The following is a 14,099-nucleotide window of genomic DNA, read 5'->3' as shown; positions in this document are numbered from 1 at the left end:
GTTTAGGTTTATTCGCTAATAAGTTCAATACCAGCCCTGGGATACTCATGGCAGAGGAAATATCGGCGGGCTTCGTCCTCTTCGATTTCGGGAAACCGGATGTCATAATCCACCAGAAAAACGTTGTCGTTCAGGTCGTCGCAGACGCTCGAAATCCCGGCACCAAGCGTATAGCCAACGCCGTTGATCTGCCACCCGGTACCTTCTTCGCCCCAGAACTGGTGAATGGTGCGCGGGTGAATCGTCAGGCTTTCGCCGGGTCGTAGCCGTACGATCTCGCCCGGTCCCAGGCGCCGGGTGCAGCCAGGCTGCAAGATGATTCATCCCTACGGGATTGGTGAAATTGATACTCCCGTAGGGGATAACCGATCTTGAAAAACGTTTTGTGATGGGTTTACATGGACTTTAGGGCGTCTTCTTCTGGGCGTTATAATTGCCGATGGCTTCCGACACCGTCAGCGCCCGGTTGTAGACCGAAAGCTGGCTGATCCGTCCATTGAGTTGGGTTCCGAGGGTGATCTGAGCGGCCCCGGCCACCGACTTCAGATAGGGGTTGAACCGTCCCCAGCCGAACTGTCGCGTGTCGCCCCCGTCGTTGAAATTGCCGTCGACCACAAAGGAAATGAGGTGCGGTCCGCCGTCGACGATGATGCTGACGTGATGGTTTTGATTGGCTTTCAGCAAGCCTTCGTCGCAGGTCCAGGTGGATTCCGTTCGGCCGTCGTTCATCGCAAACGCAACCGTTTTTTTGTCGGTCATGCGTACAATCCACCCTTTGCCGGTGGGGTCGCGGGCATCGAGCAGGATCTGGTTGTCAGACAGGCTGCTGAGCGTGAAGCTGAAGTCGATGGTAAAACCGTTCGGCACGTTCATGCCGGGCTGTTCCAGTTTTTTGGTATCGCGTTTGTAGAATTCGGGCAGCGTTGGGGCGACCACGGTTTGCGGAAATTTTCCCAATTGATACGACCAGTTGATGACCAAACCGTCCTGCGCTTTTTTCGGGTTGTCGAACTGATTCCATACCAGATTCAGCAGCTTGTCGTCAATTTTGTGGACGCGGGCGATGTCTTTCTGCGTTTCGGTGATGTAATACGAGCCTTTGTCTTCGACCAGATCGGGGTAACTCATCCGAATCAGCGGGTCTTCGTCGTACAGCAAAACCTCGGGCTGCGTCCATTTGATGACTTTTCCCTTGGGCGAATCTACTTCCACACCGCCCGATACCCAGGCCGGATTCCGGTCGTCGTAGGCCATGCTGCGCCGGTTTTTGTGTTCCCGAATAAACCGCCCGCCGTGGTTGTGAAACCAGTAGAGGTATTTCCCATTCTCGCATTTCCAGACAAAATTAGCCGCTCGCGGATGCTTCATCAACTGGCCGTTGCCATACCGCATGTACTGGGGTGGTTCCCACGTGTGGCCCGCATCCCGGCTGTAGGTGTAGGCCGGATGGCCGTCGATGGTCCGGTAAACGCAGAAGAACGAACCGTCGCTCAACACCACGAAATTCTGCTCTTCGGCAATAGGACCACCGTCTTTGGCTGGTGTCCGCAGGCCGATTTCGCCGTCGGGCAGGGTGTTCCACTTCGCTTTGGCGGGATCGGTTGCGGTGAACAGATCGGGACTTTGCAGCAACGCGCCTTCGCTCGTCGTGAAAAAGCCTTCGCCGAAACCGCCGACTTTATGAACCGGAACATACGCCGATTCCTTGTAGGCAAACGCCCGGCCCACGTTCCAGAAGTACTGAATTTTGCCCTGATACGGGTTCTTTTTGTCGATTTCAAAATTCCGCATCGGAATCGCTACCCGGTTTGCCGACCAGCTTTTGCCGTTGTCGTCCGAGTATTTAAAGACAAAATATCCCTGGCTATCCACCCGCTTGACCAACCCATCGGCATACGGCGGACTGTCGCCTTTCACCGCCCGGATGTTGTCGGTATTGTGGTTGTAGAAAACAAAAACCCGGCCCGACGGGGCTTTTAACAGCACGGCATACGACGCTTCCGGCCCATCGCCCGGTTCAACATCGCGTTTATCGATCCAGGTTTTTCCCTGATCGAGACTCCGCTGCGAAATCAGGTGCTGCCCCGACGCGCCTTCGTGACCGGTTCCGGTGGTGAGCACGCAGAGCCACGCGCCGTCGTTGGTCTTGACGATGTAGGGTTGATCACTGTACGTTTCGTCGGGAATCACCATCCCGGTTTTAATATCGCGGGCGTCCTGCGCCACCAGCACACCAGTCAGGGCGAATCCGAGACTGAGCGACAGGACGATTCTTTTCAGGTTGACTTGCATGGTTTCAACGTTTTTACCTAAAAGCCAGCCGCTCCGCCGGACTACCGATGAGCGGCTGGACAAGAGGATCAATACCCTGGATTTTGGGGCAATACATTGGGGTTGGGCATGATTTCAGTAATCGGAACGGGCAACAGCGGTTTTTTGTCGACACCCAAAACCGTTTTGGCGCGCCCGGTTCGGAGCAGATCGTACCACCGGTGGCCTTCGAACACAGCTCTACGAATTCGGTTTCTGGAACGGTTGGCAAATAAACCAGATCTACTGGACGAAATGGCCCAATCAAGCCGCAATTGGCTAAATTTACCGGGCGTTCTCTCCATTCCTGTTCCAGGACGAATATCTTTGGCCGACGCACACGAAATGCCTACAATCGCTATGAAATTCAACCCAACCCGCAGAACATTTATCAAGGCATCGGTCCTGACCGGTACCGTTCCCTTTTTGCCTCCCGGCATAGACTTTGATGCCATCCGGGAAAGTCAAACCAATCCCCTGTCACCCAAAATGGTACCGGAAACAAAGAGTATTATCGGCTTGTATGGCTCCTGGGCGGCCTCGCTTCAAACGCAGCCATCACTTTCGTTCCGGAATGCCCGGTGGAAGCCGGAGCAGTTGACCCGCTGGAAGCAGGAAGCACTGGAAAAGACCCGGGAATTGGTGGCGGCTCCCCCGCAACCGGCCACGCCCGAGGTCCGCATCGACCGGACCTTCGAGTATGACGGGCTGATGATCGAGGAAATTAGCTGGCAGCTTCCCTACGGCCGACCCACCAGGGCGGTTGTTCTGAAGCCCAAGGGAGCCAAAGAGCCGTTGCCTGCCATTCTGGCCCTTCATGACCACGCCGGGAAGAAATATTTCGGGTATCGAAAAATCGTCAAAACCGGCGATGATCAGCATCCGTTATTAACCGAGCACCAGCTTGAGGATTACAGCGGAAGGGCCTGGGCCAACGATATAGCCAGGCGGGGGTATATAGTGCTGGTGCACGATGCGTTTGCGTTTGGCAGTCGGCGGGTGTTGTATGAGGATGTGGTCGATTTGAAATATGAAGGACTCGATACGAGGGGGAAGACCGATGCCGATCCGGAAAAAACGGAACACATCGAAGCCTATAACCAATGGTCCGCCGAGCATGAACACGTCATGTCGAAGTCCCTGTTTTGTGCGGGTACCACCTGGCCGGGCGTTTTTCTAAGCGAAGATCAGGTTGCGCTGTCTATCTTGTGTGGTCGGAAAGATGTTGATAAACAGCGGGTTGGCTGTGGTGGCTTGTCGGGCGGAGGACTGCGAACCGTGTATCTGGCCGGCATGGATTCCCGGATCAAATGTTGTGTCTGCGTCGGGTTCATGACGACATGGGACGATCTGACGCTTCATAAAACGTATACGCATACGTGGATGACCTATACGCCTTTGTTGCCCCGGTACCTTGATTTTCCGGAGATTCTGGGCCTGCGGGTGCCGCTTCCCACCATGATTCAATGCAACAACCAGGATGAGCTGTATACGCTCCCCGAAATGAAGACCGCTGATACAATACTGGGTGAGGTTTTTAAAAAGGCGGGGGCCGCAGATCGCTATGCGGCACGGTTTTACGACGGCGGGCACAAGTTTGACAAAGACATGCAGACCGATGCCTTTGACTGGTTTGACCGGTGGCTGAAAAAAGCCTAGTCAGTCGGGTTGTCGCAACTACTTTTGGCTTTGCCGTTTATTCACTAGTAAAATGCGGCTGCGACCGGCTTTTGAAGGCAGTATATTTCCTGAACCATGCGCAAAACCGTTCCTCTTTTCCTGCTTTCCAGCCTTTTTCTGCTGGTGATTGAATCCGTTGCCCAAACGATCTACGTGGCTCCTTCGGGCAACGACAAAAACCCCGGAACGATCCAGAAACCGCTGGCAACCCTCACGGCGGCCCGCAACCGCGCCCGGCTGCTGCGTCGGCAAAAGCCGCCCACCAAACCCATCGAAATTGTGGTTCGGAAAGGGGAATATATGCTGAATGAACCCCTGACGCTGACGGCCGAAGATTCCGGCGCCGAAACTGCCCCGCTGATTGTCAAAGGCGAAGCGGGCAGCACCCCGGTTTTTTACGGTGGCCTGCGCCTGAACCGGTTTGAGAAAGTATCGGACGATCTCTGGAAAACCGACGTACCGGAAGTACGCCGGTATGGCTGGTCGTTCGAGCAATTGTACGTCAACGGGCAGCGGGTCGTTCGCGCCCAAACGCCTAACACCGGTTTTTTTCAGCCGAAAGCCGTCTCCGAAACCGTCCTGAGCAAAGGAACGGGGCCGTTTGCCGATTTTGCCGCACAGAAAATCACGGTTTCGCCGGAAAGTCTGGACTGGCTGGCCCGGCTCCCGGAAACCGAATTGAGCCAGGCGGTTTTGACGTTCTACCACCACTGGGACAACACCCGCAAACCGGTGCTGGCCGTTAGCAAAGCCGATACGGCTCTTTACATCGCGGGCGAAGGGATGAAACCCTGGAATAAAATTACCAACCATTCCCTGTTTGTCATCGAAAACCTGAAAGCGGCCCTGGATGTCCCCGGCGAGTGGTTTCTCGAAAAAACCGGCACTCTGTATTACCGCCCCCGGCCCGGCGAAACCATCGATAAGCTCACGGTTTTTGCGCCGGTCAACGAGAAATTCGTCGTTATCAAAGGCGATGAAACCGGCGGGAAACGGGTGAAAAACATCCGGTTTGAAAACCTGTCGTTTCAGGTGGCGGGCTACCGAATGCCGCCGTTTGGTGTGGAACCGGAGCAGGCGGCCGCGCGTGTGGAAGCCACCATTCAACTCGATTTTGCCGATCAGATCAGCTTTATCGATTGTGAAATTGCGCATACCGGCGGCAGCGGCATCTGGTTCCGGCGGGCCTGTGCCAACGGCCGGGTGGAGCGGTGTTACCTGCACGATCTGGGCGCGAGTGGCGTCAAAATCGGCGAAACCGTCATCCGGCCCGATTCGTCGGAACTGACGCACCACATTACGGTCGACAACAACATTCTGCGTTCGGGCGGCCACGTTTTTCCCTGCGCCGTAGCCCTGACCATCTTTCACGGTCGGGATAACGTGTTGTCCCACAACGAAGTGGCTGATTTTCGGTATTCCGGGGTGTCGGTCGGCTGGGTTTGGGGCTACGCTTTCAGTCCGTCCAAGCGAAACCGGGTCGAATTCAACCACATTCACCACCTCGGCTGGGGCGTTCTGAGCGATATGGGCGGGGTCTATACGCTCGGCGTTTCGGAGGGAACCGTGGTGTCGAACAACGTGATCCACCACATTTACGCCTTCGACTACGGTGGCTGGGGGCTGTATACCGACGAGGGTTCGACGGATATTGTGATGGAAAACAACCTCGTGTATGCCTGCAAAAGCTCCGGTTTTCACCAGCATTACGGCAAGGACAACCTCATCCGCAACAACATTTTTGCTGACAACATCAAGGCACAGCTCCAGGCCACCCGCGTCGAACCGCACCGGTCGTTTTCGTTCACCAACAACATCGTTTATTACAACAGCGGCACTTTGCTGAGCAGTAACTGGGCCAAGTTCAACCTATTGGCCGACCAGAATTGCTACTGGGATGCCCGCTCGAAAGAGCCGGTTTTTGGCAAACAATCCGTGAAAGAATGGCAGGAGGGGGGGAAAGACCCGCATTCCATCGTGGCCGACCCGGGGTTTATCGATCCGAAAGCGTTTGATTTTCGGTTAAAGAATACCGATGTGGTCAGCCGGATTGGCTTCAAACCGTTCGATTACAGCCAGGCGGGTGTTTACGGAACGATGGCCTGGCGCAACAAGGCCCGGCTGGATTCGGCGGTGGCGCAGGAGTTCGACCAGATGGTTGCCCAACACGAACAGAACTAATCATTGATCCATCATGCGACGTTTTTTGAATACTCTTTTTTCGATTGTTATCCTCAGTTATTCCGGTTTTGCGCAGGCGCAGACCGACACCTTATCCGAAAGCCGGGAGTTTCTGGTTCGGGAGGGGTTGCCCAATTTTTTTCAGAAGGTGCAGAAAGGCGGCCCGGTTTCCATCGCCTATTTTGGCGGCAGCATCACGGAGGCCGGAAACGGCTGGCGGGAGCAATCCCTGAACTGGTTGCAGCAGCAGTATCCGAAAGCCAACCTGACGCACATCAACGCGGCCATTGGCGGAACCGGATCAGACCTGGGCGTTTTCCGGCTGAAAGAGCATGTGCTGGTGCATAAACCGGATCTGGTATTCGTCGAATTTGCGGTCAACGATGGCGGTCAGCAACCGGCCAAAATCCACAAAGCAATGGAAGGTATTGTTCGGCAAATCTGGCGGCAAAACCGGCGCACCGACATTTGTTTCGTCTACACCCTGAATGCCCCGATGGCCCCGGCCTTGCTGGCACGCCGGATGCCGAACTCCGTGCGGGCGATGGAAGACATTGCGAATCATTACGGGATTCCGTCGGTGCATATGGGGCTGGAAGTGATTCGGTTAGATCGTCAGGGAAAACTGGTCTGGGGCGGCAAAAAAGAAGACTTTCCCGATAAAACGGTTTTCGCTCCCGACAAAACGCACCCGTATTCGGATACCGGTCACCGCCTGTATGTAGAAGCGTTGAGCAAGGCGTTGCAACAGATCGCCACCGTGGGCAAACCCGGCTCTCATGCCGTTCCAAAACCGTTTGTGTCCGACAACTGGGAAAACGCGCAGATGATTTCAGTGCAATCGCTGGCCCGCCAGGGCGACTGGAAAGAGCTGACCCCGACGACCGATACCGTGGCCCGCCAACTTCGGAACCGGTTTCCCTACCTCCTGAAATCGAACCAGCCGGGGGCGTCGATTCAGTTCAAAATTAAAGGCACAATGGCAGGGATTTACGATGTCATCGGCCCCGGTTGTGGGCAATATGCCGTGACGGTCGATGGTACGCCCGGTGCGCTGTATCCCCGTTTCGACAGTTATGCTACCTATTACCGCTCGCATTATTTCTTTTTGCCGGCCCTGGACGAAGGCACGCACACCATTACGCTGACGGTTTCGCCGGAACCGCTGGACAAAGCTGCCATTCTCAAAAACCGCAACCAGACCATCACCGATCCGCGCAAGTATGCCGAAAATGCCGTCTATGCGAGTCAGCTTTTGATCATCGGCAAGCTGGAAAAGTAGAAAATAGCTACCATTAAAAACAGACACTTTTTTGCCCTTTTGGCTATTTTTGACCATTTTCGTGCTCTGTTTTTACACCATTGAGTAGCCACATCTCTATTTCCTCTGAAAAGTACCTGTAAAATCACGCGTCTGTTCTGATTTTTCGTATTCCATAACTCCATCAACAATTCATGAGAAGAAGGGATTTTATCCAACTCTCCGGTTTGGGAATGAGCGCTCTGATGGGCAGTTCTGTTCCTGTGCTGGGCAATACGGTTTCGTTGCACCAACTGCTTGAACCCCGCGCCGATGCCGCTCTGAAGAAAAAGCTGGCCGATGTGGCCCTGAACGCAGCCAAAAGCAAAGGCGCGACTTACGCCGACGTTCGGATCGGGCGGTATTTGCAGCAGTTTGTGTTCACCCGCGAAATGAAGGTGCAAAACATCACCAATGCTGAATCCTACGGGGTTGGCATCCGGGTGATTGCCAACGGAACCTGGGGGTTTTCGGCCACGAGTGACGTTCGGCCCGAAGCCATTGCCAAATGCGCCGAAACCGCCGTTGCCATTGCCAAAGCCAACGCCCGCATCCAGAAGGAACCCGTCGATCTGGCTCCGCAGAAAGGCGTGGGCGAAGTGGCCTGGAAAACACCCCTGAAAAAAAACGCCTTCGAAATACCGGTTCAGGAGAAAATCGATCTGTTGATGAAAGTGAACGGCGAAGCGATGAAAAACGGAGCCGGTTTTGTTACGTCCAACCTGTTTTTTATCAACGAACAAAAGTATTTTGCCTCCACGGATGGCTCCTACATCGACCAGGATATTCACCGGATCTGGCCGACGTTTACCGTGACCGCCGTTGATCGTCAGGCCGGTAAGTTCAAAACCCGGGATGCGCTTAGCTCGCCGATGGGCATGGGCTATGAGTATCTGGACGGCTTGGCAGGGGATAAAATTCCCGGCCCGAACGGCCTGATCAGTTACCGAAATTCCTACGACATGGTCGAGGATGCGACGGTGGCGGCCAAGCAGGCGAAGGAAAAACTGTCGGCCAAGTCGATTCAGCCCGGCAAATATGACCTTGTGCTGGACCCCAACCACCTCGGCCTGACCATCCACGAATCGGTCGGCCACGCCACGGAACTCGACCGGGTGCTGGGCTACGAAGCCAATTACGCCGGAACCAGTTTTGCGACGCTCGACAAGTGGAAATCCAAAAACTTCAATTACGGCAGCAAACTGGTCAATATTGTGGCCGACAAAACCCAGCCGCTGACGCTCGGGACGGTGGCCTACGACGACGAAGGGGTTCCGGCCAAAGAATGGGACCTCATCAAAGACGGTATTCTGGTCAATTACCAGGCAACCCGCGATCAGGTGAAAATCCTGGGCGGCACCGAATCGAACGGGTGCAGTTATGCCGACAACTGGGATTCGATCCAGTTTCAGCGGATGCCGAATGTCTCGCTGAAACCCAGTGCTGAAAAACGCTCCGTGTCCGACATGATCAAAGGCGTCGATAAAGGCATCTATATTCTGGGACGTGGTTCATATTCCATTGACCAGCAGCGGTATAACTTCCAGTTTGGTGGCCAGGTGTATTACGAAATCAAAAATGGTCAGATTGTCGGCATGCTGGATGATGTCGCCTACCAGTCGAACACGCAGGAGTTCTGGAATTCGTGCGCCCAGCTTTGCGACAAAGACGATTACCGGACATTCGGTTCGTTTTTCGACGGAAAAGGCCAGCCTTCGCAAATCAGCGCCGTCTCCCACGGCTGCCCCACGACCCGTTTCAACGGCGTGAACGTCATCAATACCGGTCGGAAGATTTGAAAACGGTAAATCATCAACAAAATGGCTATCCTAACGAAAGACGAAGCAAAAAAAATAGTGGATAAGGTTTTGGGGTATTCCAAAGCCGATGAAATGAGTGTTACGCTGAATGGCAACCGAACCGGCAACATTCGCTACGCCCGGAATAACGTGTCGACGAGTGGCGAAACCGATAACATGTCGCTGGCGGTAACGGCGGTTTTTGGAAAAAAAGTAGGTTCGGCCACCATCAACGAATTTGACGACGCTTCCCTGGAAAAAACCGTCCGGAGAGCCGAAGAAACCGCCCGGCTGGCTCCCGAAAATCCGGAATACGTGCCGATGCTCGGGCCCCAGAAATACATCGAAACCGGTGCGTATGCCGAAAGTACGGCTAAAATCAATCCGGAGTTTCGCGCCCAGGCAGCTTTCGACAGCATCGATCCGTGCAGCAAAAAGAACCTGACGGCCGCCGGATACATGGAAGACAGTGCCGGTTTTACGGCCATTGCCAACAGCAAAGGATTGTTTGGGTACAACCCGGTTACGTCCGTCGAATTTTCGGTGACCACCCGAACCGCCGACGGCACCGGTTCCGGCTACGCATCCCGCGATTATAACGACGTATCCAAACTAAGCACCAAAGAGGCTACGGAAGTGGCCATGAACAAGGCCCTGGCGTCCACGAATGCCAAAGCCCTGGAACCGGGAAAATATACGGTTATTCTGGAACCTACCGCAGCCGGTGATCTCATCGGCCTGATGATGAACAGCCTGGATGCCCGGAATGCCGAAGAAGGCCGGAGTTTTCTGAGCCGGAAAGGGGGCGGCACCCGATTGGGTGAGAAATTCTTCGACGAGCGGATTACGATTTATTCCGATCCGGCCAATGCTGAAATTCCCGGTTCACCATTCGCCGGTGGTGGCGGGGGCGGAGGAGGTGGCCGCTTTGGGGGCGGTGGCGTCGACGGTCGTCCGCAGGAGAAAACACTCTGGGTCGAAAACGGGATCATCAAAAACATGAGTTATTCCCAGTTCTGGGCCCAGAAAAGTGGGGTGAAAGGCACTCCGCCCGCCCGGGGCTTCATCATGCAGGGCGGTAACCAGTCACTGCTCGATTTGATCAAAAGCACCCAGAAAGGCATACTGGTAACCCGGTTCTGGTACATCCGCGCCGTCGATCCGCAAACGCTGCTTTACACCGGTTTGACCCGCGACGGGACGTTTCTGATCGAAAACGGGCAGATCAAATACCCCGTCAAAAACTTCCGGTTCAACGAAAGTCCGGTCATTATGCTGAACAACGTCGAGGCTTTGGGCAAACCCGTTCGCTCCGGTGGTGTTTTGATTCCGCCCATGAAAATCCGGGATTTTACGTTCAGTTCACTCTCGGATGCGGTGTGATCGATAAAATATCCCTCATTTTGAAGGATAGGTTACGACTGCTTATTTCGCATTTTTCCGGTCAAAAATCCACAGAAAGCATACTGGGTTTCGTTAGCATTATACCGAATCTGTTTAGGATTTTGGATGGCACACGGATTCAGCGGATTGGACCGATCAAAACGGATTTTCATCTGCGAAAATCCGTTCAATCCGCCGAATCCGTGTTCCCATCCGTATTAGGACGAAAATTTAGATAGCTTTACCGTATCACTTTATCACCAACAAACTTTGAACCGTAGAGATTTTCTTCAATTGACCGGCCTGAGTGCCGGGGCATTCCTTTTGCCTGACAGCGCGGTTTTCGGTCGCTCGGTTGCACCGGAAGCCCTGCTGGAACCCGGCGTGGATGTGGCCGTTAAAAAACGACTGGCCGATGCCGCCCTGAATGCCGCCAAAGCCAAAGGCGCCAGCTACACCGATGTCCGGATTGGCCGGTATTTGCGGCAGTTTGTCATTACGCGCGAAGACAAGGTGCAGAACATTGTCAATACCGAATCCTACGGGGTGGGTGTGCGCGTGATTGTCGACGGCTGCTGGGGATTTGCGTCGGTGGTGGAAGCCAAAAGTGAAGCCCAAACCGCCAAAGCCGCCGAAGAAGCCGTAGCCATTGCCAAAGCCAACGCCCGGTTGATGAAACAACCCGTGCAACTAGCGCCACAGAAAGGCTTCGGAGAAGTGAGCTGGAAAGCACCCATCAAGAAAAATGCGTTCGAAGTTCCCATCAAGGAAAAAGTGGATTTACTGTTGACGGTCAACGATGCGGCTCTGAAAAACGGTGCCAATTACGTCAACTCGGTGTTGTTCATGGTCAACGAGCAGAAGTATTTTGCGTCGTCGGACGGTTCGTACATCGATCAGGACATTCACCGTCTGTGGCCCACGTTTACCGTGACGGCCATCGATCCGAAGAGTGGCAAGTTTGAAACCCGCAGCGAGCTGAGTGCGCCGATGGGCATGGGGTATGATTACCTGCAAGCTAATCCGAGCGATAAAATAACCGGTATTACGACCCGCTACAACAAAGGGTACGACATGCTGGAAGACGTAACGTCGGCGGCCAAACACGCCAAGCAGAAGCTGACGGCCAAGTCGGTCGAAGCCGGGAAATACGACCTCGTGCTTGATCCTTCGCACCTCTGGCTGACCATCCACGAGTCGGTGGGTCACCCGCTGGAACTGGATCGTGTCTTGGGCTACGAAGCCAATTTTGCCGGAACATCCTTCGCTACACTCGACAAGTGGAAATCCAAAAACTTCAACTACGGCAGCAAGCAGGTCAATCTGTTTGCCGACAAAACGCAGGTCGGTTCGCTGGGTGCCGTGGGCTGGGACGACGAGGGAGTTGCCTGCAAAAAGTGGGATCTGGTGAAAGACGGCACGCTGGTGAATTACCAGGCCATTCGGGATCAGGTTCACATCATCGGCGAAAACGAATCGCAGGGTTGCTGTTACGCCGACAACTGGAGTTCGGTGCAGTTTCAGCGGATGGCGAACGTATCGCTGGCGGCTGGCAAAACGCCCCTGTCGGTAGAGCAGATGATCAAGGACGTCAAAAAAGGCATTTACATCATCGGCGACGGCTCTTTTTCGATTGACCAGCAGCGGTATAACTTCCAGTTTGGCGGGCAGTTGTTCTACGAAATCAAAGACGGACAGATTGCGGGCATGCTGAAAGATGTGGCCTACCAGTCGAATACGCAGGAATTCTGGAACTCCTGTGTTCAGATTTGCGACGAGAAAGACTACCGGCTGGGTGGCTCGTTCTTCGATGGCAAAGGCCAGCCGATGCAGGTCAGCGCCGTCTCCCACGGCAGCTCCACCACCCGTTTCAACGGTGTCAATGTGATTAATACAGCACGGAAAATCTAGTTTTCGGTTAACGGTTTTTGGTTTGCGGTTGGCTGACGCACGATTTTAATGCGTTAGCCAAGAATGCGTCAGCCACCGAAAACCGTAAACAGAGAACCGTAAACAATTCAAAAATATGGCTTTACTAACCGAGTCTGAGGCTAAGGCATTGCTTCAGAAGGTATTAAGTTATTCCAAAGCGGATGCGTGCGAGGTGAACGTGGTGGGCGGGGAGCGGGGAAACATCCGCTACGCCCGGAACGAAGTCTCGACCAGCGGCACCATGATTACGCAGACCATCCAGGTGCAATCGTCGTTCGGAAAGAAAAACGGGGTTGCTGCCATCGACGAATTTGACGATGCTTCCCTGGAAAAAGTGGTTCGCCGGGCCGAGGAACTGGCCCAGCTGGCTCCCGAAAATCCGGAATTTATGGGCGTGCTGGAACCGCAGCAATACCTGAAATCGACGGGCTATTTTGAATCGACTGCCAAAGTTACCCCCGCCATTCGGGCGGAAGCCGTTGCCAAAAGCTTGCAGGAATCGGGCCAGCAAAAACTGGCTGCGGCTGGTTTTCTGGAGGATTTCCGGGGCTATTCGGCCATGATGAATTCCAAAGGGCTGTTTGCGTATTACCCCAGCACAAACGTAAATTTTTCGCTGACGGTTCGGACCGACGACGGAACCGGCTCGGGCTACGTGACGCGCGGCTACAGTGATTTTTCCAAACTGGATACGGTTTCAGCGACTAAAATTGCCGTTCAGAAGTGTCTGGGTTCGGTAGGCGCGCGGGCCCTGGAACCGGGAAAATATACGGTCATTCTGGAACCTACAGCGGCCGCCGTGTTGCTCGAAAACATCTTTTTTAACATGGATGCCCGCAGTGCTGACGAAGGCCGGTCGTTCCTGAGCAAACCCGGTGGCAAGACCAAGCTGGGCGAGAAGATTGTGGATGAGCGCGTTACGATCTATTCCGACCCGACAAATCCCGAACTGCCGGCTTCGCCGTGGTCGGGCGATGGCCGGGCGCAGGAAAAGGTCAACTGGATTGAGAAAGGCGTGGTGAAAAACGTCGCCTATTCCCGGTTCTGGGCGCAGAAGAAAGGCGTGAAGGCGGTTCCATCGCCCACGAATGTGATCATGGCGGGTGGCACGGCTTCGCTGGAAGACATGATCAAGAGCACCCAGCGCGGTATTCTGGTGACGAAGCTCTGGTACATCCGTTCCGTCGATCCGCAAACGCTGCTGCTGACGGGCCTGACCCGCGATGGGACTTTTTACATCGAAAATGGCAAGATCAAACATCCGGTCAAGAACTTCCGGTTCAACGAAAGCCCGATCATCATGCTGAACAACCTCGAAGCCCTGGGCAGACCGGAGCGGGTGGTCAGCACGGAGTCAAATTCAAACTACCTGATTCCTCCGATGAAAATCCGGGAATTTACGTTCAGTTCGCTGTCGGATGCGGTTTAGTTATTTCGCGGAGTTGAGCGGAGAAAAAGGGAGTTAAGCAGAGTTGTTTTTTCTCTGCTTAACTCTGATTTTCTCCGCTTAACTC

At 54.3% G+C, this 14,099-nt stretch carries 10 protein-coding genes; 7 read left to right on the top strand and 3 right to left on the bottom strand.

Annotated features, from left to right (window positions below):
• Nucleotides 1-8: 8 nt before the first annotated feature.
• The 3 genes from FH871_RS03210 to FH871_RS03200 form a co-directional block, all read right to left on the bottom strand.
• Complete coding sequence (locus tag FH871_RS03210) at nucleotides 9-314, bottom strand: D-lyxose/D-mannose family sugar isomerase (protein ID WP_171062746.1); 306 nt, start codon at nucleotides 312-314, stop codon at nucleotides 9-11.
• Nucleotides 315-405: 91 nt separating this feature from the next.
• Nucleotides 406-2,292: a LamG-like jellyroll fold domain-containing protein gene (locus FH871_RS03205; protein ID WP_138989866.1), complete on the bottom strand. Its 1,887-nt coding sequence runs from the start codon at nucleotides 2,290-2,292 to the stop codon at nucleotides 406-408.
• Between the two features lie 68 nt (nucleotides 2,293-2,360).
• On the bottom strand, nucleotides 2,361-2,507 hold the full coding sequence (locus tag FH871_RS03200) for a RagB/SusD family nutrient uptake outer membrane protein (RefSeq protein WP_138989865.1): 147 nt from the start codon (nucleotides 2,505-2,507) through the stop codon (nucleotides 2,361-2,363).
• A gap of 148 nt (nucleotides 2,508-2,655) precedes the next feature.
• On the opposite strand from FH871_RS03200, the gene FH871_RS03195 reads away from it, so the two are divergent.
• From FH871_RS03195 to FH871_RS03165, 7 genes are all read left to right on the top strand, one after another.
• Nucleotides 2,656-3,969 (top strand): alpha/beta hydrolase family protein, encoded by a 1,314-nt coding sequence (locus FH871_RS03195; RefSeq protein ID WP_171062745.1) that lies wholly within the window; start codon nucleotides 2,656-2,658, stop codon nucleotides 3,967-3,969.
• 96 nt (nucleotides 3,970-4,065) lie between these two features.
• Nucleotides 4,066-6,171, top strand: coding sequence for a right-handed parallel beta-helix repeat-containing protein (locus tag FH871_RS03190; protein WP_138989864.1), 2,106 nt, complete (start codon nucleotides 4,066-4,068; stop codon nucleotides 6,169-6,171).
• Nucleotides 6,172-6,184: 13 nt separating this feature from the next.
• Nucleotides 6,185-7,453, top strand: coding sequence for an SGNH/GDSL hydrolase family protein (locus FH871_RS03185; protein ID WP_138989863.1), 1,269 nt, complete (start codon nucleotides 6,185-6,187; stop codon nucleotides 7,451-7,453).
• A gap of 173 nt (nucleotides 7,454-7,626) precedes the next feature.
• Complete coding sequence (locus FH871_RS03180; RefSeq protein WP_138989862.1) at nucleotides 7,627-9,270, top strand: TldD/PmbA family protein; 1,644 nt, start codon at nucleotides 7,627-7,629, stop codon at nucleotides 9,268-9,270.
• 21 nt (nucleotides 9,271-9,291) lie between these two features.
• Nucleotides 9,292-10,653, top strand: a complete 1,362-nt coding sequence (locus FH871_RS03175) for a TldD/PmbA family protein (protein WP_138989861.1) — start codon at nucleotides 9,292-9,294, stop codon at nucleotides 10,651-10,653.
• 270 nt (nucleotides 10,654-10,923) lie between these two features.
• Nucleotides 10,924-12,564 (top strand): TldD/PmbA family protein, encoded by a 1,641-nt coding sequence (locus FH871_RS03170; RefSeq protein WP_138989860.1) that lies wholly within the window; start codon nucleotides 10,924-10,926, stop codon nucleotides 12,562-12,564.
• A gap of 115 nt (nucleotides 12,565-12,679) precedes the next feature.
• On the top strand, nucleotides 12,680-14,014 hold the full coding sequence (locus FH871_RS03165; protein ID WP_138989859.1) for a TldD/PmbA family protein: 1,335 nt from the start codon (nucleotides 12,680-12,682) through the stop codon (nucleotides 14,012-14,014).
• The last annotated feature ends 85 nt before the right edge of the window (nucleotides 14,015-14,099 follow it).

The sequence above is a fragment of the Larkinella sp. C7 genome (genome assembly GCF_006149005.1).
Classification (GTDB): Bacteria; Bacteroidota; Bacteroidia; order Cytophagales; family Spirosomataceae; genus Larkinella.
Note: the sequence above shows the minus strand (reverse complement) of the source record. Positions and strands in the feature narration are given on the sequence as shown.

Excerpts from the sequence above, each read along its gene's own strand:
- FH871_RS03205 (WP_138989866.1), bottom strand. The coding sequence starts at position 2,292 with ATGCAAGTCAACCTGAAAAGAATCGTCCTGTCGCTCAGTCTCGGATTC.
- FH871_RS03195 (WP_171062745.1), top strand. The coding sequence starts at position 2,656 with ATGCCTACAATCGCTATGAAATTCAACCCAACCCGCAGAACATTTATC.
- FH871_RS03190 (WP_138989864.1), top strand. The coding sequence starts at position 4,066 with ATGCGCAAAACCGTTCCTCTTTTCCTGCTTTCCAGCCTTTTTCTGCTG.
- FH871_RS03185 (WP_138989863.1), top strand. The coding sequence starts at position 6,185 with ATGCGACGTTTTTTGAATACTCTTTTTTCGATTGTTATCCTCAGTTAT.
- FH871_RS03180 (WP_138989862.1), top strand. The coding sequence starts at position 7,627 with ATGAGAAGAAGGGATTTTATCCAACTCTCCGGTTTGGGAATGAGCGCT.
- FH871_RS03175 (WP_138989861.1), top strand. The coding sequence starts at position 9,292 with ATGGCTATCCTAACGAAAGACGAAGCAAAAAAAATAGTGGATAAGGTT.
- FH871_RS03165 (WP_138989859.1), top strand. The coding sequence starts at position 12,680 with ATGGCTTTACTAACCGAGTCTGAGGCTAAGGCATTGCTTCAGAAGGTA.